This is a genomic window from Pseudomonas syringae group sp. 26L6 (genome assembly GCF_032587815.1).
Taxonomy (GTDB): Bacteria; Pseudomonadota; Gammaproteobacteria; order Pseudomonadales; family Pseudomonadaceae; genus Aquipseudomonas; species Aquipseudomonas amygdali.
Window position 1 is genome coordinate 19115 of sequence record NZ_JAWHPJ010000053.1, and the last position, 21144, is coordinate 40258.

The window sequence follows — 21144 nt, forward strand, 5'->3', positions numbered from 1 at the left end:
TTTCAGGCTTGCGCTTCACTCACACCGACTTCCCCTAAAGCCCATGCCAGTGCGCTCAGTTTTTCTTGCTCGTTATCGGTGATCTGTTGCAACTGCTGACCCAGGGTCAACGCGCCGAAACCTGCCTGGATGCTCTGTGACGAGTCTCGCAGGCCATAGCTGCCAGCGCTGTTGAAGGCGCCCGTCGTCGAGCTGTCCGTCGCGGATTCGCGGGAAAACAGCGTCGACAGCGTACTGGTACCGAACACGCTGCCTTCGCCGCTGTTGAAGCCTGTGAACCCGGAGCCCGGGCCGCCGACACTGCTGGAGTCGAACACCTGGGCAATAAAGCTGGGTGCCAGGGCGCGGTTGGTAATGAAGATATTGCCCACAGGCGGCAGACCACCCCCGGTAGTGCGCTGTTCGAACAACGGCGAGAAGCTCAATGGCGAACCCAGATTGCCGGTTGGCGGACCGAACAGTGCCGGCTGCAGTGGCAGACTCCGTGTGTTGACCAGCGGTGCTGGCGCGTCTATCCGGAACTGCGGGTCTCCGGTCAGCGACGTGGTCGTGATGGCGTAGTTGGGAGACAGCGCGATGCCTGTCCCTGCGTTGCCTGCCCGGTCAGTTACTGTGCTGCTGTCCAGCACAATGAAGTTGCTCGGGTCAGTGACATTCGCCGTCGGCGTCAGGGTCGCGGTCCAGGTGGCTCCGCCATCGCTGCTGGCCAGGTTGGACAGCGTGCCGTTGGCCACGCTGACATCCGCCAGCGTGAAGTTATTCACCGGCTCGCTGAAGGCAAAAGTCACCAGGGATGTCTGACCCGTCGCCAGGTTTGGATTGGCGATGGAGATGTTTGCTGTAGGACGCTGGTTATCGATGCTGTAGTTGCTGGACAGCGCGACTGTTGTGCCCGCGTTGCCGGCCAGATCATTGACTCTGCCGCTGTCCAGAACGATGAAGTTGTTGGCTGCGGTGATATTGGCATCCGGCGTCAGGGTGGCGGTCCAGGTGAGGCCGCTGTCGCTGCTGCTCAGGCCGGACAGGCCGCCGTTGCCGACACTGATGTCCGACAGATCGAAATTGGTCACGCGCTCGCTGAAGGCGAAGGTCACCAGCGAGGTTTGACCGATGGCCAGGTTCGGATTGGCGACGGTAATGGTTGCGGTCGGGCGTACCGTATCGATTGCATAGTTGTTCGACGATGTAATGCCACTGCCGGTATTACCGGAAGCATCGGCGACTCCGGTGTTGTTCAGCGTAATCAGGTTGCTTGCATCGGTCACGTTTGCGTTTGGCGTGAAGGTTGCGGTCCAGGTGATGCCCCCGTCGTTGCTACTGACTGCGCTCAAGGTGCCATTGGCAGCTGTAAGGTCGGCATTGCTGAAGCCATTGACTGCTTCGCTGAAGGTAATCGTCACCTGCGAGGTTTCACCTGCAGACAGGGTGCTGTCGGCGATCACGATGCTGGCGGTTGGTCGGACCTGATCAACGGCGTAACTATTGGATTGCGTCGTGCCGCTACCTGCGTTGCCTGCCAGATCCGTTACGCCGCCGTTATCAAGCGTCACCACGTTGCTGTTGCTCGCGGCGTTTGCATTGGGGGTCAGCGTTGCGGTCCAGGTGATACCGCCGTCGTTGCTGCTGACGGCGCTCAAGGTGCCATTGGCGACGGTCAGGTCGGCGTTACTGAAGCCGCTTACCGCCTCGCTGAACGTAATGGTCACCCGTGAGGTTTCGCCGATCGCCAGAAGGCTGTCAGTGACCACGATAGTTGCTGTCGGGCGCTGAGTATCGATGGTGTAGTTGTTCGAGGCCGTGGTGCCGCTGCCGGTACTGCCCGATGCGTTGGTGACACCGGTGTTATCCAGCGTGATCAGGTTGCCTGCATCGGTCACGTTTGCGTTTGGTGTGAAGGTGGCAGTCCAGGTGATGCCGCCATCGCTGCTGGAAACCGCGCTCAGCGTGCCATTGGCGACACTCAGGTCGGCGTTGCTGAACCCGCTGACCGCCTGACTGAACGTGAACGTGACCAGAGTCGTTTCGCCTGCGGACAGGGCATTGTCGGCCACCACGATGGTGGCGGAAGGTCTGGTCGTGTCGACGGTGAAACTTGCCGAACTGATGATGCCGCTGCCCGCGTTGCCCGCCAGGTCGGTGACACCTGCGCTGTTCAGGCTGATCTGCCCGGTGCTGGCATTCACGTTTGCGTTTGGTGTGAAGGTGGCAGTCCAGGTGATGCCGCCGTCATTGCTGTTGACCGTGCTCAGCGTACCGTTAGGTACGTTCAGGTCGCTGTTGTCGAAACCACTGACTGCCTCACTGAAGGTGATAGTGACCAGTGAGGTTTCACCCGCCGAAAGGGCGTTGTCAGCTATTACGATGCTGGCGGTCGGTCGCGTCTGGTCGATGGCGTAGTTATTGGAGAGCGTCAGGCCGCTGCCAGCGTTACCGGCCAGGTCAGTCACGCCGCCATTGTTCAGCGTCACCGAGTTGCTTGCGCTGGTAATGCCTGCGGTCGGAGTAAGCGTTGCCGTCCAGGTAATACCGCCGTCGCTGCTGCTGACCGCGCTCAGGGTGCCGTTGGCAATGTTCAGGTCTGCATTGGTGAAACCGCTGACCGCTTCGCTGAAGGTGATCGTTACCAGAGAGGTTTCACCGACGGCCAGCGCATTGTCGGCCACCACAATGGTTGCGGTAGGGCGCAGGGTGTCGATGGCGTAGTTGTTCGAGGAAGTGACGCCGCTGCCGGCGTTGCCCGAGGCATTGGTGAACCCGGTGTTGTCCAGGGTCACGAGGTTGCTTGCGTCGGTGACATTGGCGTTCGGCGTGAAGGTCGCGGTCCAGGTGATACCACCGTCGCTGCTGCTCACCGCGCTCAAGGTACCGTTCTCGACCGTCAGGTCGGCGTTGTTGAAACCGCTGACCGCTTCGCTGAAGGTGATGGTGACCAGCGAGGTTTCGCCCACAGACAACGCGCTGTCAGCGACCACAATGGTGGCGGTCGGCTGGATGGTGTCGATGCTGTAATTGTTGGAGTTGGTGACGCCGCTACCGATGTTGCCGGCCAGGTCGGCTACGCCGGTGTTGTTCAGCGTGATCAGGTTGGTGCTGTCGGCGACATTGAGGGTTGGCGTGAAGGTCGCGGTCCAGGTGATGCCGCCGTCACTGCTGCTGACCGTGCTCAGGGTGCCGTTGGCGATGCTCAGGTCGCTATTGTCGAAGCCGCTGACTGCTTCACTGAAGGTGATGGTAACCAGCGAGGTTTCACCGATCGACAGCGCGTTGTCTGCAACCACAATACTGGCGGTCGGACGCACCGAGTCGATGGCGTAATTGTTGGAGAAGGTTAGCCCGGTGCCCGCGTTGCCTGCCTGATCAGTGACGCCAGCGTTGTTCAAGGTCACCAGATTGCTGCTGTCGGTGATGCCTGCGGTCGGAGTAAGCGTTGCCGTCCAGGTAATACCGCCGTCGCTGCTGCTGACCGCGCTCAGGGTGCCGTTGGCAACGCTCAGGTCCGCATTGGTGAAACCGCTGACCGCTTCGCTGAAGTTGATCGTTACCAGAGAGGTTTCACCGACGGCCAGCGCATTGTCGGCCACCACAATGGTGGCGGTAGGGCGCAGGGTGTCGATGGCGTAGTTGTTCGAAGACGTGATGCCGCTGCCGGTCACGCCGGAACCATTGGTGAAGCCGGTGTTGTCCAGAGTGATCAGGTTGCTTGCGTCGGTCACGTTTGCGGTCGGCGTGAAGGTCGCCGTCCAGGTGATACCGCCGTCGCTGCTGCTGACCGCGCTCAACGTACCGTTCTCGACCGTCAGGTCGGCGTTGTTGAAACCGCTGACCGCTTCGCTGAAGGTGATGGTGACCAGCGAGGTTTCGCCCACAGACAACGCGCTGTCAGCGACCACTACGGTGGCTGTCGGCTGCTGCGTGGCAATGGTGAAATTGCCGGAATCGGTTGTGCCGCTGCCGATATTGCCGGCCAGATCGGTCACGCCCGTGTTGTTCAGCGTGATCACGTTCGTGGTATCGGCGATATTGGCATTCGGCGTGTAGGTCGCCGTCCAGGTGATACCGCCGTCGCTGCTGCTCACGGCGCTCAAGGTGCCGTTGGGTACGCTCAGGTCGGCGTTGGTAAAGCCGATAACGGCCTCGCTGAAGGTGATGGTCACCAGTGAGGTTTCACCTGCGGTCAAGGCATTGTCCGACATTGTGATATTGGCAGTCGGGCGTACCGTGTCGATGGCGTAATTGTTCGACGTGCTCAGGCCGCTGCCGGCGTTGCCCGCCAGATCGGTGACCCCGCCATTGTTCAGGTTCACCGAATTGCTGTTGCTGGTGACCCCTAGTGTCGGCGTCAGGGTTGCGGTCCAGGTGATGCCGCCATCGCTGCTGCTGACCGCACTCAGTGTGCCGTTGCTGATGCTCAGGTCGGCATTGGTGAAACCGCTGACCGCCTCGTTGAAGGTAATGGTTACCAGTGAGGTTTCACCGATGGCCAGCGCGTTATCGGTTACCACTATAGTGGCGGTCGGGCGCTGGGTGTCGATGGCGTAATTGTTGGAGCTGATGGTGCCGGTGCCTGCGTTGCCGGAAGCATTGGCAACGCCGCTCGCATCCAGCGTGATCAGGTTGGTGGTATCGGTCACGTTGGCGGCTGGCGTGAGGGTCGCGGTCCAGGTGACGCCGCCGTCGCTGCTGCTCACTGTGCTCAAGGTGCCATTGGCGACGGTCAGGTCGGCATTGGTGAACCCGGTTACGGCCTCGCTGAAGGTAATCGTCACCAGCGAGGTTTCACCCGCGGAAAGGGCGCTGTCGGCCACAACCACTGTGGCACTCGGGCGCACGGTGTCGATGGTGAAGTTGCCCGAGTTGCTGGTGCTGGACCCGGCATTGCCAGCCAGATCCGTTACACCTGCGTTGCTCAGGGTGATCACGTTGGTGGTGTCGTTGACGTTGTTGTTCGGCGTGTAGGTCGCCGTCCAGGTGATGCCGCCATCGCTGCTGGTGACGGTGCTCAAGGTGCCGTTGGGCACTGTCAGGTCGGCGTTGGTGAAACCACTGACGGCCTCGCTGAAGGTAATCGTCACCAGTGAGGTTTCACCGGCCGTGAGACTGGCGTCTGCCACCAGAATGCTTGCAGTCGGGCGCTGGGTATCGATGGCGTAATTGTTCGAGGTTGTGGTTCCCGAACCCGTGTTGCCCGCCGCATCGCTGACCCCTGTGTTGTCCAGGGTGATCACGTTGGTGCTGTCGGTAATGTTGTTGGTCGGCGTGAATGTCGCGGTCCAGACAATATTGTTGCTGGTGGTCACGGCACTCAGGGTGCCGTTGACGACGGTCAGGTCCGCGTTGGTGAAACCGGACACCGCCTCACTGAAGGTGATGGTGACCTGCGAGGTTTCACCAATGCTCAGGGAGTTGTCCGCCAGCACGATGGTTGCGGTCGGGCGCGACGTGTCGATGGCGTAATTGTTGGACGTGGCAGTGCCTGAACCGGCGTTTCCGGACAGGTCCTGCACGCCTGCCCGGTTGAGGCTGATCTGGTTGGTGGTGCTGGTCAGGTTGGCGGTCGGTGTCAGGGTCGCGGTCCAGGTTTTGCCGCCGTCACTGCTGCTCACAGCGGTCAATGTGCCATTGGCGACCGAGATGTCGGTGTTGTCGAAGCCGGTAACCGCTTCACTGAACGTAAAGGTGACCAGTGATGTTTCACCCGCCGCCAGTGCGGTGTCTGCTACCACGACAGTCACTGTCGGCGGAACGGTATCGGACACTGCGTAGTTGTTGGAGGTCACTGTCCCGGTACCGATATTGCCGGCTGAGTCCTGCACCGCCGATAACGGCAGGCTGATCGCATTGGAATTGGAGGAAGTATCGCTGGAGGCCGTAAGAGTGGCTGTCCAGGTAATGTTGTTGGTGGTCACCAGGTTGCTCAACGTACCGTTGGGCACGGTGATTTCGGAGATTTCCAGGCCGAAGACCGGCTCACTGAACGTGAAGGTGACCAGCGATGTGCCACCCGAACTCAGCGACGAATTGGCAATCACGATGCTGGTGCCCGTTGGTGCAGTCGTGTCAGAGGTGTAGGCGACGTTAAGCGAACCGCCGTCGTTGAAGATATTAGTGACGGCGGTAGGCGAGGAGCCATTGGTGCCGCCGCTGGTCGCTTGTCCGCCAGATCCGCTGCCACCCACGTTGCCGCTCATGGCAGAGTTGTTGGCGGAGGTGATATTGAGTGTGCCTTTGTTCCAGATTGCTCCGATACCACGGCCGCCGTTGCCACCAATCGTACCGCCGCCGCCACCACCACCGCCTGCACCGATGTTGTTGCTGATGGTCGACGTGCCGATGATCGCCAGAGTGCCGGTCGATGCGTTGTAAATGCCGCCAACTGCTGATCCGCCTCTACCGCCATTGGCATCAAAGCCCGAGCCGCCGCCACCGCCACCGATGGTGCGTCCGCTGCTGGTCGCAGTACCGCCTGCGCCACCGTTGGTGTACCCGTAAACGCCAAGGCCCCCCGCGCCGCCACCCGCAGAAGTACCGCCTCTACCACCCATGTAAATAGTGTTGAACCCGGCACCGTTGCCGCCGGTATTGGCTGACGGGGCCGTAGGGGTGTAAGTCCCGGCACTGCCACCCGCAGCACCGTTCTGCCCGCCGATGCCGCCGCCACCGCCGCCACCACCACCTACGGTGGGCGAGAGGACGCCACCACCAGCGCCACCACCTGCTGCCGCGTTTGCAGTCACCGTGACGTTGCGCAGCGTGAGGTTGCCGGCGTTGTTGATACCGCCGCCCAGCGCATCAGAGGCCGAAATGGCCGAGCCGCTGTTTGCGCCCGCCGTGCTGGCCACGCCTCGGGTGATGATCACGCCGTCGAGTGTGGCCGTCACCCCGGAGTTGACCCGGATGACACTGGTTCTGTTCTGCCCGTCGAGGGTGACGTCAGCGACGCCGTCGTTATTCAGGTCGCCATCCACGGTGATGTTTTTGCTGACCACCAGTTGGCTTTGCAATGCAACGGTCATGCCGCTCGAAAAGGTTACAATATCGCCGTTCTGGGCATTGGTCAGCGCTTCACGCAAGCTGCCTGCGCCGGTGTTGCTGGTGGAGGTGACCGTAAACGTTGCCAGCCCCCACTGGTAAGCGTCCATCGACTGTCGCGAAAGGGCGCTGACGCTTTCAATGCTGCCGGTGGCGATTTCCAGATCCCAGTCGCCACCCACGCCGGTGCGGTTAGTGGACGCAGCAACATCGCGGCCAGTCAGGGTTGCCAGCGAGTCAACAAAGCTCAGGCCGGTGTCGCCCTCGGCGGTGTTGCAGGCGTAGATCAGAATATCGCCACCAACATTCATGTCGTTGCCGATTTCGGCCAGCAGGGCGCTGCGTTGCGCGATGTTGTCCGCGGAAACATAGCTGTTGCCCAGCCAAAGGTCGCCGGAGTTGCCGTGCGCAATGATCTGCACTGAGCTGACGCCCTGATGAGACCCCAGGTAATCGGCAATCTGTTGCAGGCCATCCTTGGTGGCGTCCAGTTCGACCACTTGCGCACCGGGCGCAACGCCCGCCAGCAGGCTGGCCGAATCCTTCACCCGTGAATCGACAAATACGACGGTGGTGCCGGGCACGGCGGCAGGCGTTGCAGCCACGTCCGAAGAGGCTGGCGCTTGCGCATGATGGTCGTTGCTGGCGCTGTTGGCCTGCTCGGCGCTTTTGGCCGATGCGTCGGGCGTGGGCTGGCTGTCCGGCTGGGCCGCTTCAGCAACGGTGGCTGCGACCGCACCGTCGAACAGCATGCGCGGTTCGAGAGACATGATCATGGGGGAAACGGGTGAGGTTGCACTCGAAGGTGCCCGCTTTGCAGTCCGCGATTTTTGTTTATTCCACCACATGTTGCTCACCAGAGATCGAACGTTACGAGTGATAAAACCGCAGTCAGTTAACGGCGGCGTCTGATTTCATGCGGATGACATTGGCTGCGCTGGCAGACCCGTCATTCCAGAACGACAACTTTGAATACTGCTCGAACAGGTCGGGCGGCAGGATGGTGGGCCTTTGCTCCAGCGCAACGCGCGGCTTGACCTTGTGCAAGCCTGATACGCCCAGCGCATCGTCGAACTGCGGGGCGTCATAGGCGAGGTTGTTGAAGTCGTGTTCAAACCACGGTTCTTCGATGAAGTCGTAGACCAGCCGTATGACCCGTTCCGGGGCCTGGGACAGCAGTTCGTAATCGATCAACAGAATCGAGTCGGCATGCTCGCCGTAATAGGCTTCCTTGAGCGATGCCCAGGCAAAGCCCACCAGACGATTGCGCTGCGCCAGCGTCTCGACCCGGCTGTAGACCGTATTGCGTTCCACGTCATCGTTGAACAGCTTGGTGTTTTCAAAAGGGTTGGCGCGGTACAAACGTTCGATACTGTCCATGACCCAGGCGACGTTACGCACGCAGGCAATCACTTTGCTTCGCGGGAACAGGTCCATGAGCGCGGGCAGGCGTGAACACCAGCCCCGGTTTGTATCGAACACCACGTCTTTATCGGCCTTGTCGGCGTAGTAGGACTCGAAAACCCCGCGCAACAAGCGACGACGCACATCGGTGTTGATCACTGAGGAGAATTCACTGCCAGCGCTGCACTGGCCAAGAATACTGGAGAAAAGAGAGCCAACCGGGCTGCTCATACCCGCATGAAAGCGCGGGTTTTGCAGGAGAATGGCTGATAGCAGGGTAGAGCCCGATCGTGGCAAACCTGCAATGAAGTGGAATTTTTGCATCCATGCGCCCCGGAAAAACAACTGTTTATACGAGTGTGTGAACTACGTAACAAAGTGCATTCATATGCCAGTAGTTCGACAGGAGCCAGCATGTCTTGAGGGATGGGAACGTTAAAAAAACTGATGTGGCGTTCTCCCTCCCGGTTTTATTAGGGTTTTCCGGTGAAAGAATGATGAGTATCAGATGAACGGTAGTGAACTTTCCGGCAATGACTGTTGAGTGTCACTGGATGTACAACGGATAACGGTCATTTGCAAAAACATTTACACCCTGAAAACTGCGTCTACGCTTCTATCCTGCCACCTGTGGACCGTGCCCCGGTGGATCGAAGTTTCCCATGACATAGAAGAAGGATGAGGGTGTATGGAAGTTTTTATGGGTTCGATCATGACGTTTGGCTTTCCGTTTGCGCCTGCTGGCTGGATGCAATGCAATGGACAAACATTGAACATCAGTCAGTACAACGCCTTGTACGCACTATTGGGCGTCATTTATGGAGGGAATCCCTCGCAGAACTTCATGTTGCCCAATCTTCAAGGCCGGGTGCCGATAAATCAGGGGACCGGGGTCAACCTCACCAACCGGGTGATCGGCTCTGTATCGGGTGTTGAGAAGGTCACTGTGGCCATCGCCAACATGCCTGCACACGTGCACCAGATGAGCACGCTGACCGCAAACACCACCATCACATTGGCCAACCCGGCAGTGACCGGGGCGACCATCGCGCCCACCACAGACAATGCGTTCATAGGCGCTTCCACTAGCGGACCGACCTCCGCCAATATCTTTTCGCCCAATGCAGGCACCGCACCTGTCGTGCAGAAGGGCGTCAGTACCGCCATCACCGGAACCATGCAGCCCGTCGGAGGCAGCCTGCCTATCGACAGCATGAACCCGTTCCTGGTGGTGAACTTCAGTATCGCCCTGCAGGGTCTTTTCCCTACCAGGGACTGATCTGACACGAGTCCAGGGACGGGCTCTTCCCACTCATTTCACTGGAGATGCGTCATGCTGCAAGACGTTACCGTTGAACACTTCCAGAGCCTGCTGGGTAATACCTGCCAGTTGCAAATGAGCGACGGCAGCCAGTTGCCTGTACATGTCGCCTCAGTGGCCGAAAAACCGCAGGCACGAGCCGCCCGGCAACAACGTATGCCGTTCAACGTTTCACTTGAGTCACTTGAGCCCAGCGAGTTTGTCGATGGGGCCTGTGCTATCGAACTGCCGGAGCTGGGCCTGCTACAGAATGTGTTCGTCTCTCGTGTTCCCGCCATGGGCCGCGACGAGAACCTGGCCTACTACTGCATAAGCTTCAACTGATCAAAAGGCAGCGGTCTGGCCTGGATACCAGATCAGTCTCGCCGCTGCCACATCCTGCTCTTCAACCTGAAACCCCAGCGCCAGATATTGCTGACGAGCATGCGGGTTGTTGGCCCAGACCACTGTTGCCACCGGGCAGCGGATCTGTTCGGCGGCCTGCTGCACACCCTGCAAAACGTTGCGCCCGTAGCCCTTGCCACGCGCTGCCGGAATGAACGCCAGATACAGCACGCGTATCTCGTTGTGTCCGAAATCTGTGACCAGCGCACCGATGGGCGTGCCGAGCTTTTCAATCACGTAGCGCATGGCGTTGGGGAAGTTTTCTCCCTGCCCTAGATCCTGCACGCGAAACTGCTGGGCGATGACGTCTTCAACCTGATCGCGTTCGCCGTCGATCAATTGCAGATCGGGACGCGCCGAGTGGTAGAGCATCTGCAGAAAGGCGCTGTCGGTTTCTCTCGATGGCCGCACCACCAGCCCATCGATATTGGTGAAAGGTTTTTTTGTCATGTCTGCTGTCCTCTGTCCATGTGTCAGCTTCAGAACCCGCTTTCTCTTACTCCCAGGGCGGCAAGCCTGCGCCAGGTTGCGCCCAACAGGGATTCACTGCGGCCATCCAGCACCGCTACGCCACGCAACGGCTGGGACGGTGCAGCGCTGTTGTCGACCAGTTTCAGGCGTACACCATACTGGCCCTGTACCGGTTCGGCGCGCTGATTTTCGTCACGCCGCACGGCAATCGGTCCGTGGTGATCGGAACTCAACGCCTCTTGATCCAGCCACGCCACGCCGTTGGCATCGACTTCCTGAAGCTCCACGAGCAGCGACTCACGCATCGGATCATCGGCAATAAAGCGTCCGCGATCACCAGGTGCGATACGCCACAGCGCGTTCTCGGCCACGTAACCGCGAATTCGCGTGCCTTCCTCGACAATCCTCAGCAGCGGGTCTCTGGTTGAAACCCAGCGACCTTCGCTCAACTGGGGCAGCAGGTCGCGCACCTGCCCGGCCTTGGGAGCGCGTAACAGCAGACGTTCGCGTCGTGCAGCCAGGCCGCGATACTCGGCAACGGCTTCGGCCAGACGCTGTTCGAGAATCCCGGCATCGGCGGCGGTCTCGCTGCGGCCTGCCTGACGACGCATCTGCAACTGCAAAATGTTGATCTCACGGCGCACGATACTTTGCCGCGAGTCGATATCCGGGGATTCCAGTTCCATCAGCACGGCGCCTTGTTCGACCTTCTGGCCGTCGTGCACATTGACCTGCCTGACTCTGGCAGCGGCCGGGGCATGTATGGCCGTCACACTTTCGGCTTCCAGCATCACCGGCAACTCGACACTGCTGTGCCACGGTACGATGAGCAACAGGAGCAGTGCCAGCAAGCCTGCCGCACTGAGCAGCACACGGGGTGCGTACGCCTGTTCGCGGTGTGACCACCAGTGGCGACATTCCTTGAAAATCGGCAGAAAAATGAACCAGCCCAACTCCACCAGCATCAGGAAAATCCCCAGCAACTTGAAAAACAGATGGTAGACCGCCAGCGCGATACCGAAAAACAGTGCTGCACGCCACAACCAGGACAGATACCCCCACCACAGCAGACGACGCTGCATGGCCGCTGACCACGGCTCCGGTGCGGGAAGGCCGTAGCCGAACAGCGCCTCGCGCAGTCGCCAGCGACACAGGGCAAAAGCCCGACCCTGAAGATTGTCGACTTCCCAAAAATCGCTGATCAGAAAGTAACCATCAAAGCGCATGAACGGATTGAGGTTGACCACCACAGTGGTCAGCCACGTCGCGCTGGCGAGCATGAATGCTGCGGTGCGCGCCGGTCCGTCGGGTAGCAGTGACCAGGCCAGCAAGGCGATACATGCCAGCAGCATTTCCGCCAGCACGCCACCCGCGCCGATCAGCAGTCGGGCGCGGCGATCGTTGACCCGCCAGGCATCGCTGACATCGGTATAGAACAACGGCAACAGGACCATGAACGCCACGCCCATGCTCTGTACCCGGCATCCGGCACGCTTGGCCATGAATGCGTGGCCGAACTCATGGCAGAGTTTGGCGAAAAACAGCGCTATACCGAATGCCAGCGCGCCACCCAGACTGAACAGGTGGGGAAAGGTCCCGATGAAGCGTTGCCAGTCCCGGGCTACCAGAAAAATTCCCAGCCCCAGCGTGAGCGGCAGCCCGTAGCGCAGCAGCCTTGAACCGTAGCGCGCCAGCCACGGCCAAGCCTTGTTGAGAAATGCGTCAGGACGCCAGAGCGGAATCCGGAAGAACAGATATTGATGCAAGAGCATCTGCCACAGCCCATGACGTGCCGCTGCGGCCTTGTAGGCGTAACTGGCACGCTGCTCCGGATCGCGCGCTGCGATCAGGTCATGGCCGCGCAAGAAACGCAGCAACTCGTCAATCTCGGTGTCGCCCAACGGCAGGCCCGGCTCGCGGTTGGCCGCTTGCAGCACCTGTGAAGCATCACCCAGCGCCCAATGACGCAACAGGCGAATGGCCTGGGTGCCAAGCTTGAAATAGCGACCGCGCACCGGGTCGGCCAAGGTCCAGCGTGGCGAACCGTCAAGGGCTGGGGCGGCAGGTGTAAGCTGCAAATCTGCACGCAGGTTGGGCAGGTTCATTACAGGCCTACACTTTGACGCAGGCCGGCAAGAGGGCGACGCAGCAGGTACAGCGCCAGTGGAGCACGGTCGCCGAATACCTTGGCTGTGCCACGCAGCCCGATCCGGGGTGGCGGCGAATCGAGAAAGCTGGCATCCAGACGATACGCCAGCTGCCCGCCGGGAGTGGGCTGGGCCTCATAGGCTGCTCGCTCAAGGCGGGCGGCATGCCGTTGCAGCGGGTCGCTGTCCAGAAACAATGCGATTTCGGCATCCGGTTGCAGGGCGATGGCGTCGCCAACTGCCAGCTCGATGCGCAGCTCGGCCTGGGTCGGGTCGGCAATTTCCAGCAGTCGTTCGCCCGTCTGTACCGGCTTGCCAAGCCAGCGCTGGGCATCGGCAAATACCGCGATACCGTCGCGTTCGGTGCGCACTTCACTGCGTTTAAGCAGTTCACGGGCATAATCGCGCTCGGCACGCTTCTGCTCGACACGGGCCGCCAGCAGGTCGATTCGTGAACTGGATTCGGCATCGGCGAAAGAGCGCTGCGAGTTGGCTTTCAGTTCCGCTTCGGCAACGCCCAGTGCCCGTTCGGCTACATCAGCCTGAGCCTTGAGGGTCGTGTTCTCGAAACGCAGCAGCAGGTCCCCGGTCTTGACGACCTGATTGGGCTTGACCAGAAACTCGGCCACCACGCCATCCAGCGGCGCAGCCACCACGCGTCCGCCCAGCGGTACGACTTCGGCGGGTGCCAGTACCGACTGACGCACCGGAATCAGCAGGCACAACAGCGCCAGCATCACTAGTAAGGCCTGGCGCTTGCGGTTGAAGCGCAGGCGCCACGGTTTTCCGGGCTGCAAGGCGAGCCACGCGTGGCTGCAGGTATCGCCCAGTTGCGCCAGCAGGATTTGCTCTGCGGGTGTCCACGGCGTGTCGCGGGCCAGCCACAGGCCGCCAAACACCTCACCTTTACGGTCTTGCAGCGGCAGCCAGAAAACATGCGGTGCCGAGAGGCTGTTCCAGTCATCGCGTACCGATGCGCTGAGTGAACCCATGTGCACGACGCGCGCCGGTTTGACCTGCTCCAGTTTCAGCAACTGGCCGACGGCATGTTCGACAAAGGCCACGAACGGCGCATTGGGTTCGATGATGCTGACTCCCGTCACTGAGCGCACCTTGCCGGCGATCACCAGCGCTGCGTGGCGATAGCCGAACAACCCCTGGCTGTCGTTGACCAGGCTGTACGCCAGTTGATCTATCGCAGGTGCGGCGCGGGTCAGCCGTTCAAGGTCGAGAAACTGCGCGAAAACCCGTTCAACCGCGCCGGATGCGGGGGCGTTCACTTGAGCTCCGCAAAATGTGCAGTACCGCTCATGCCTCCCAGCAGGCCCTCCGCTTTGGGCAGGCTGGCGATCAGCAGCAATGTCTGGCTGCCTTCATCGATGCGCGCACCGAGGCGCTTGACGGTGGCCGTCAGCGGCTGACCGGTCTCGTCGGGAACGAAGCTGAAGGTCTGTCCGGGCTTGAGTCTGCTCATCCAGCGCGAGGGCACCAGCAGGTGAATTTCCAGCGTGCGGTTGTCGACGATTTCGAGCATCGGCGTACCGGCTGCGACACTCTCGTAACGCTTCACCTTGCGCTCGACGACTTGCCCGTCGTAGGGCGCAAGCACGCTGCAGCGCTTGATCTGTACCTGATAGACGCCAGACTGCGCCTGAGTTTCGGAAAGCTTCGCCTCGGCACGTGCCACCTCGAAACGACCCACCGAGTTGAGCGCCGCCAGTTGCCGGTTGTGCGCCAGTTCCTCGCTGGCACCACGGCTGGCTGCCTGCGCGGCATTGAGCTGAGCCTGGTAGGCCGAACAGTCGAAGCGGGCGAGGGTATCGCCTTTGTTGAAAGACTCGCCTTCCTGGAAAGGCAGGTCAGTAATACGGCCGGACAACTCGCTGGCGAGGACAGCCTGATTGGTTGCGCGCAATACGCCCCGCGCTTCGCTGGACGAGGTGGGTGTACTGGCTGCTGCGTTGTCCTCGATCAGTCCGGCATCGCTCGGCATTTGCGCCTGAGCCAGCCCCGCCACACTTAGCATCCCTAAAAGTACAGCTGGCAAACACCGCATGCAGCGAACTCCTTCAAAAATGGCATGATCGGCAGCTCCTGTGCCGACTATGCTGTGTCACCCGACGCGGCTTGCCGGTGATCGAAGAAAGACCTCGAGCTCTCCCAGTGGCAGCGGCTTGCTGATCAGGTAACCCTGGATTTGATCGCAATGGTTTTCACGCAGAAACGCCAGTTGCTCGGGTGTTTCCACACCTTCGGCGATAACCTTCAGGTCGAGGCTGTGAGCCAGTTCAATGATGGCTCTGGCAATGGCCGCGTCCTGTGGGTTGCTGGTCACTTCGCGAATGAATGCGATATCGATTTTAAGCTTGTCGATAGGGAATCGGCGCAAGTAAGCCAGACTTGAATAGCCGGTGCCGAAATCGTCGATGGAAATACTCACGCCATTGGCGCGTAGCGCACCCAGGGTAGCGATGGTGTGAGAGGTGTTTTCCATCAACGAGCTTTCCGTCAGTTCGACCTCCAGCCACTGCGGCGCAACTTTGTGTTTCTCAAGTGCCTGACGAATGTCGGCCACCAGACTGCTGCTGGAAATCTGCTGCCCGGAGATGTTGACTGCCACCTGAAAAGAGCCCAGCCCGGAACGTTGCCAGCGCGCAATCTGCGCGCAAACGCTGTCGACCACCCAGTTGCCGACTTCACCGATCAACCCCAGACTTTCCAGCACCGGAACAAATACGGCGGGCGAAATGCCTGCCTGGCCAGGGCGCGGCCAGCGCAGCAAGGCTTCAAGCCCGCATACCCGGTTGTCAGTCAGGTTGAGTTTAGGCTGGTAGACAATCTCGAACGCCTGTTTTTGCACGGCGTCACGCAAGGCCGCTTCGAGGTCCAGGCGTGCCGAGACGTCAGCGTTCATCTGCGCGGTATAGAACCGATAGGTGTCCGGGCCTATTTTTTTAGCACTGTTCATTGCGGTGTAGGCGTGTTTGATCAGCTCGCGAGAGTCTTCGCCGTCCTCCGGATAAAGTGCGATGCCGATACTGGCGGTCATGACGATACTCTGGCCTTCCAACTGAAAAGGCACGCGCAATGCGTTGCGAATGCGGTCCAGTGTCTGGCGGGTATCGGCCTGGCCGTCACGAAGCATCAGAATCAGTGCAAACTGATCGCCATCCACACGGCCAAGGGTGTCGCTGGCGTTGAGGCACTCCGACAGGCGGCGGCTGACTTCCAGCAGCACCTCGTCGCCCAGTACATGCCCCCAGGTTTCGTTGATGTTCTTGAAGCCATCCAGATTCACCGTCAGTGCTGCCAGCTTCCAGCGGCTGATGGCCGCCTGGGTCACGCCCATTTGCAGGCTGGTAAAAAAAAGGTCCCGATTGGGCAGGCCGGTCAGTGCGTCGTAGTGGGCCATGGTCAGCAGGCGCTGATCGCTTTCCTTGCGCCGGGTGATGTCGCGGACGATGCCGACGATGACCCAGTCCTCGCCGGTACGATAGGCCTGGCGATGGATCTCTACCTCGACATCGCGTCCGCTCTTGTCGCGAATCTGGGTTTCCAGTGGTTCGCTGGGGCCTTTGCCGGCGATGATCTGGTCATACACGACTTCCAGATTTTCCATTGACGTCTCGCCCAGCTCGGCCGGGGTCTTGTGCGCCAGTTCTTCAGCGGTGTAGCCCAGCAGCTGACATGCCCTGCGGTTGAATTCGATCAGGCTCATGGTGTTGCGGTTGATCAGGAAAATGGCATCTTCAGAAGCGTCCATCACCGTACGAAAACGCTCAAGGTCTATGGTGCGCTGCTGCAATTGGTCTTCGAGGATCAGGCTGTGGTTTTTCAGGTAGTCGCCAAACGCCTTGAGGCGCAGCAGGTTACGCACACGTAACCATAGCTCGGCGCTGTCCACCGGTTTGTTGAGGTATTCCTCGGCACCGGCTTCCAGCCCTGACAAACGTGCACTTTGCTCGTCAAGTGCCGAGAGCATGATGATCGGTATATTGGCGGTGCTCTTGCTGGCCTTGAGCTGACTGGCGACTTCGTAACCGTCCATGCCCGGCATCATGATGTCCAGCAGGATCAGGTCAGGCGCTTGTAGTTCGACCATGGCCAGCCCCAGCTCGCCCGATTCCGCAGTCAGCGTCCGATAACCCTGATTCTGCAGCAGAACCTCCAGCAGGTCCCGGACATGGACATCGTCATCGATAATCAGGATGGTTGCGGCGCTCTGGGTCATATCGAATGCTCAGGTAATTGGCTGTTGAGGCAGTTTTTTTTCCAGCAGGGTGTCGATAACCCGGTACAGCTCCTTGTAGCGCAATGGTTTGATGATGTAAGCGTTGCAGCCCGCCAGACGGATCTTTTCCTTGTCTTCCTTCATGGCCATTGCGGTCAAGGCGACCACCGGGATCGCGGCTGTGCCGGCGTCTTTCTTCAACAGCGCGGTGGCAATCAGGCCGTCCATTTCCGGCAGGTGAATATCCATCAGAATCAGGTCGGGCTGACGCTCAAGGGCCAGTTTCAGGCCGGTTTCAGCATCGACTGCCGACAGTACGCTGTGACCGGCGCTGGTCAATAACAGCTCCGTCAGGCGCATATTCGCCGCATTGTCTTCAATGATCAGGATCTGGGCCATCGTGCCTCCTCGCATTCAGGCGGGCGGATGGGCAGCCAGACCACAAAGCGTGCGCCGAGGTCCTTGACGCTTGCGACCGCGACGCAGCCGCCATGCAGTTCGGTCAGCTGCTTGACCATCGCCAGGCCCAGTCCGGTGCCCTCGAATTTGCGTGCCAGACCACTGTCGATCTGACTAAAGGCTTTGAACAGTTTGTTCATATCGCTTTGGGCGATACCGATTCCTGTGTCGCTGACGCTCAGTTCCAGAAACTGTTCGTATTCACTGGAGGGCAATGGAAACGTGTGCGCTGGCCAGTCACCCTCAATGACGCCTGCCTGGGCAAATGACACTTGGCGCACCGCCAGGGTCACCCAGCCGCCGGGTTCGCTGAATTTCACTGCGTTGGCCAGCAAATTGTAGACAATCTGCTTGGTCTTGCGCCGATCCAGCTCAAGCAGACCGAAGTCGGCTTCGGTTTCCAGTTTCAACTGGATGCGTTGCAGGGCGGCTTGCTCGCGAACGATCAGCAGGCTGTTACTCAGCAATTCTTCCAGATCGACCGGTTCAAGCTCCAGCGTCATCATTCCGGCTTCGACCTTGGACAGGTCGAGAATGTCGTTAATCAGCGAGAGCAGATGCTGGCCGCTGTTGAAGATATCGCCGATGTACCGTCGCTGGGCATCGGTCATGTCGCCGACCATACCGTCCTTGAGCGCCTCGGAAAAACCGATGACGGCGTTCAGCGGTGTGCGCAACTCGTGGGACATGGTGGCAAGGAACTCGGACTTCATATGGCTGGCGTGTTCCAGCTCGACGTTTTTTTCTTCCAGCGTGCGTTCGAAGCGCTTGCGCTCGGTCACGTCTCGGGCGGCAGCGAAGACACCCTTGAGCTTGCGGTCCCGGTCATGAAAAGTCGCAGCGTTGTAGGACACCACGGTTTCGGTGCCGTCGTAGGCCCGCACGGTGAGTTCGTAGTCGCTGACCTTATGTTCGCTGAGCACGCGTTTGATCGCGGCATCGGCACTCGCCGGGTCTGTGAAGAAGTTTTTGCAGGGCGCGCCGATCAACTCATCACGGGTGCGCCCGGTCAGCGCCATCATCTGCTTGTTGACGTCGGAAATGATGCCTTGCGGGTCGGTCATCATCAGCGCGTCGATGTTCGATTCGATCAGCGAGCGGGTGTAGAACTGCTGGTCACGCAACCGCTGATCCAGTAGAGCCTGGGCTTCCTCTTCCTGCTTGCGCGCGGTGTTGTCGGTGCCGATCAGCAGATAACCAATGATGGTTTCGGCGCTGTCTCGCAGTGAAGTGACCGACACCATGGCCGACAGGCGGCTGCCGTCCTTGCGGATGTAGGTCAATTCGTAGATGTCTTCGATGCCACGCGAAGCCTTGAATACCAGTGCCTCAAAGCCCGGCGTGATGGGCGTGTTCAGTTCATGGCTGAGCGCTGCCGCGCGGATGATCAGCTCGGCGGGGTCGGAGATATCTGCCGGCGTGATTTTGTCGACCACATCTTCAGAGTGGTAACCAAGCATGCGTTCGGCACCCACGTTGAATATCTGGATGACGCCGTGTTCGTCGGTCGCGATGCTGGAGAAGTAGGCGCTGTTGAAAATCGCGTCCTGCAGCGCGCCGGTTTTGAGCAGGATTTTCTGACGGCGAGATTCGACGATTTTTTCAGCACGAGACTGAGAATCGGCAAGCGGGCGGTCTGCTGGCGGGGTTGACATATCACTTCCCGGTACTACCTGACCTTTCTGCCATTACGGCCGTAATCACACTTACGGACATCCACTCAAATGGATGATAAGAGGTTTGTGGACCATACCAGATCAGTATCGGCAGATTAGTTATTAAATGAATCTTTTCGGAATATATTTTCGATAAATGGCGTCAATAGATTAGCGCTTGCCCGGTATTCCATATTTTCGCAGTCGATGAGCGATGGCGGTGTGCGAAGTATGCAGACGCGCGGCCAACTGACGGGTAGATGGATAGTCTGCGTAGAGTTTTTCCAGCAGATTTCTTTCAAATGCCTCGACGGCATGTTCGAGGCTGTCCACGGGGCTGTCGTGCGGATGCGCAACTGCAGTGCCTGCGATATCCAGATCGCCTATATCCACTTGAGTGTGTTCGCAGATGGCGGCAGCACGGAAGATCACGTTCTGCAATTGACGAACATTGCCCGGCCAGCGATTGCCCAGCAGAGCAGGGTAGGTGCCGTGCGCAAGCCTGCACACTGGACGCTGAATCTGCGCGCAGGCCTGTTCCATGAAGTAGCGGGCCAGCAGCAGAATGTCCTGCCCGCGTTCGCGCAGCGGCGGTACCTCGAGATTGAGGACGTTGAGGCGGTAGAAAAGGTCTTCACGAAAGGTACCTTCGCTGACCATTTTTTCCAGATCGCGGTGGGTAGCGCTGAGGATACGCACATTGACCCTGACCTCCCGGTCTCCACCGACACGCCGGAAGCTGCCATCGTTGAGAAAGCGCAGCAGTTTGGCTTGCAGATAAGGCGACATTTCGCCGATTTCATCAAGAAACACGGTGCCCTGATTGGCCAGTTCCATCAGCCCCGGCTTGCCACCGCGCTGGGCGCCGGTGAAGGCACCCGGGGCATAACCGAACAGTTCGCTTTCAGCCAGGTTTTCTGGCAGCGCCGCGCAGTTCAGTGCCAGGAATGGCTCGCCGTAACGCGCGCTGCTGGCGTGGCAAGCCCGCGCTACCAGTTCTTTACCGGTGCCGGTCTCACCTTGAATCAGCAACGGTGCATCCAGCGCCGCCACACGTTGCGCGCGCGCCTTGAGGGTGCGGATTGCGGCTGACTCGCCGAGCAGCGCATCGAAACCTTCGGCGTGATCGTGATGCAGCGCCGACAGGCGCTCACCGATACGGCTGGGCAGGTAAAGGGTAATCAGCGCACCCGCCTCGGTGATTGGGGTGGCATCCAGCAACAGCGCTTCACCGTTGAGGGTGATTTCGCGCAGTGGCAGTCGAAAGCTGTTTTCCAGCAATGCTGCTTGCAAACCGGGGTCGGCGAACAGTTCAGCAATGGGTTCGCCTGCAGGTTCCCGGCCGATCAGTGCGATCAACGCGGGATTGGCCAGCAGCACATGCCCGGCGCTGTCCAGTGCCAGTACCGGGTCGGTCATGGCGGCGAGCAGCGCGTCCAGTTGCAGATGGCGGCGCTGACCCGGCAGGATGTCGACCACAGTGATTGCTTCTACCCCACGAACCCGAAACAGCGCGTCCTTGAGTTCTTCGAGCATCTGGTGGCTGAGGGTCGGCGCGTCGATATAGACATTGGGCGGTACCATCTCCACGGCATCCAGATTCAGATTGCGTCCACCCAGGATCGCCAGCACTTCCTGGGTGATACCGACGCGGTCGATGAAGCTGACATGGATGCGCATGAGGCGTTGACGTTTCGCGGATTAGAAGGCGGCAAGTATGCCTTGTAGCGGCAGGTTTGGTGAAATCCGGTGGTGGGCATGAGCACGATAGTGTTCTCCCGGGCAACTATCGTTCCTCACGCTCCAGCGTGGGAATGCCCTTCTTGACGCTCTGCGTCATGGATTTACGCCACGCTGTTTATTCAGGAGAGGACGCAGAGCGTCCGGAACGGCATACCCACGCGGAGCATGGGCACGATGGTGTTCTGCGGAGCGTCGTTCCTCACGCTACTGCACGCTGGTGTTCTGCCGTACATCTATCGTTCCTCACGCTCCAGCGTGGGAATGCCCTTCTTGACGCTCTGCGTCATGGATTTACGCCAT

12 protein-coding genes are annotated in these 21144 nt (G+C 59.8%); 2 read left to right on the top strand and 10 right to left on the bottom strand.

The features are described from left to right. Nucleotides 1-2: 2 nt before the first annotated feature. Entirely contained in the window at nucleotides 3-7781 is a 7779-nt protein-coding gene (locus RYA97_RS20365; protein WP_316893157.1) for an Ig-like domain-containing protein, read from the bottom strand. 139 nt (nucleotides 7782-7920) lie between these two features. After that, the gene (locus RYA97_RS20370; protein WP_005745807.1) at nucleotides 7921-8757 is read right to left on the bottom strand and encodes a sulfotransferase family protein; all 837 of its coding nucleotides are present in this window, start codon (nucleotides 8755-8757) and stop codon (nucleotides 7921-7923) included. Nucleotides 8758-9121: 364 nt separating this feature from the next. Here RYA97_RS20370 and RYA97_RS20375 point away from each other — a divergent pair, with 364 nt between their 5' ends. Both RYA97_RS20375 and RYA97_RS20380 read left to right on the top strand, forming a co-directional pair. Then, nucleotides 9122-9712 (top strand): phage tail protein, encoded by a 591-nt coding sequence (locus RYA97_RS20375; RefSeq protein ID WP_002552297.1) that lies wholly within the window; start codon nucleotides 9122-9124, stop codon nucleotides 9710-9712. A gap of 54 nt (nucleotides 9713-9766) precedes the next feature. After that, nucleotides 9767-10078: a DUF6916 family protein gene (locus RYA97_RS20380; protein ID WP_005745808.1), complete on the top strand. Its 312-nt coding sequence runs from the start codon at nucleotides 9767-9769 to the stop codon at nucleotides 10076-10078. Here RYA97_RS20380 and RYA97_RS20385 read toward each other — a convergent pair whose 3' ends face one another. The 8 genes from RYA97_RS20385 to RYA97_RS20420 form a co-directional block, all read right to left on the bottom strand. Then, nucleotides 10079-10588 carry a GNAT family N-acetyltransferase gene (locus RYA97_RS20385; RefSeq protein WP_005745809.1) on the bottom strand — a complete coding sequence of 170 codons (510 nt, stop codon included), beginning with the start codon at nucleotides 10586-10588 and terminating at the stop codon, nucleotides 10079-10081. A gap of 29 nt (nucleotides 10589-10617) precedes the next feature. After that, nucleotides 10618-12714: an HlyD family efflux transporter periplasmic adaptor subunit gene (locus RYA97_RS20390; protein ID WP_005778125.1), complete on the bottom strand. Its 2097-nt coding sequence runs from the start codon at nucleotides 12712-12714 to the stop codon at nucleotides 10618-10620. Then, a complete protein-coding gene (locus RYA97_RS20395; RefSeq protein ID WP_016982658.1) occupies nucleotides 12714-14036 on the bottom strand; it encodes an efflux RND transporter periplasmic adaptor subunit in 1323 nt (440 codons plus the stop codon). Before RYA97_RS20395 ends, RYA97_RS20390 begins: the two co-directional genes overlap by 1 nt. Then, on the bottom strand, nucleotides 14033-14782 hold the full coding sequence (locus RYA97_RS20400; protein WP_032638661.1) for an efflux RND transporter periplasmic adaptor subunit: 750 nt from the start codon (nucleotides 14780-14782) through the stop codon (nucleotides 14033-14035). Before RYA97_RS20400 ends, RYA97_RS20395 begins: the two co-directional genes overlap by 4 nt. Before the next feature lie 87 nt (nucleotides 14783-14869). Further along, nucleotides 14870-16987, bottom strand: a complete 2118-nt coding sequence (locus RYA97_RS20405; protein ID WP_005778133.1) for a putative bifunctional diguanylate cyclase/phosphodiesterase — start codon at nucleotides 16985-16987, stop codon at nucleotides 14870-14872. Between the two features lie 9 nt (nucleotides 16988-16996). Continuing rightward, on the bottom strand, nucleotides 16997-17386 hold the full coding sequence (locus tag RYA97_RS20410) for a response regulator (RefSeq protein WP_005745815.1): 390 nt from the start codon (nucleotides 17384-17386) through the stop codon (nucleotides 16997-16999). Next, the gene (locus RYA97_RS20415; protein WP_005745816.1) at nucleotides 17371-19101 is read right to left on the bottom strand and encodes a PAS domain-containing sensor histidine kinase; all 1731 of its coding nucleotides are present in this window, start codon (nucleotides 19099-19101) and stop codon (nucleotides 17371-17373) included. The genes RYA97_RS20410 and RYA97_RS20415 overlap by 16 nt, the downstream gene beginning before the upstream one ends. 171 nt (nucleotides 19102-19272) lie before the next feature. After that, complete coding sequence (locus RYA97_RS20420) at nucleotides 19273-20781, bottom strand: sigma-54-dependent transcriptional regulator (protein WP_005745817.1); 1509 nt, start codon at nucleotides 20779-20781, stop codon at nucleotides 19273-19275. Nucleotides 20782-21144: the final 363 nt, after the last annotated feature.

Bases quoted from the DNA above. Each gene is read 5' to 3' on its own strand.
- RYA97_RS20405 (WP_005778133.1), bottom strand. From the start codon at position 16,987: ATGACCCAGAGCGCCGCAACCATCCTGATTATCGATGACGATGTCCAT.
- RYA97_RS20415 (WP_005745816.1), bottom strand. From the start codon at position 19,101: ATGTCAACCCCGCCAGCAGACCGCCCGCTTGCCGATTCTCAGTCTCGT.
- RYA97_RS20375 (WP_002552297.1), top strand. From the start codon at position 9,122: ATGGAAGTTTTTATGGGTTCGATCATGACGTTTGGCTTTCCGTTTGCG.
- RYA97_RS20420 (WP_005745817.1), bottom strand. From the start codon at position 20,781: ATGCGCATCCATGTCAGCTTCATCGACCGCGTCGGTATCACCCAGGAA.
- RYA97_RS20365 (WP_316893157.1), bottom strand. From the start codon at position 7,781: ATGCTGTTCGACGGTGCGGTCGCAGCCACCGTTGCTGAAGCGGCCCAG.
- RYA97_RS20390 (WP_005778125.1), bottom strand. From the start codon at position 12,714: ATGAACCTGCCCAACCTGCGTGCAGATTTGCAGCTTACACCTGCCGCC.
- RYA97_RS20400 (WP_032638661.1), bottom strand. From the start codon at position 14,782: ATGCTAAGTGTGGCGGGGCTGGCTCAGGCGCAAATGCCGAGCGATGCC.
- RYA97_RS20410 (WP_005745815.1), bottom strand. From the start codon at position 17,386: ATGGCCCAGATCCTGATCATTGAAGACAATGCGGCGAATATGCGCCTG.
- RYA97_RS20385 (WP_005745809.1), bottom strand. From the start codon at position 10,588: ATGACAAAAAAACCTTTCACCAATATCGATGGGCTGGTGGTGCGGCCA.
- RYA97_RS20370 (WP_005745807.1), bottom strand. From the start codon at position 8,757: ATGCAAAAATTCCACTTCATTGCAGGTTTGCCACGATCGGGCTCTACC.
- RYA97_RS20380 (WP_005745808.1), top strand. From the start codon at position 9,767: ATGCTGCAAGACGTTACCGTTGAACACTTCCAGAGCCTGCTGGGTAAT.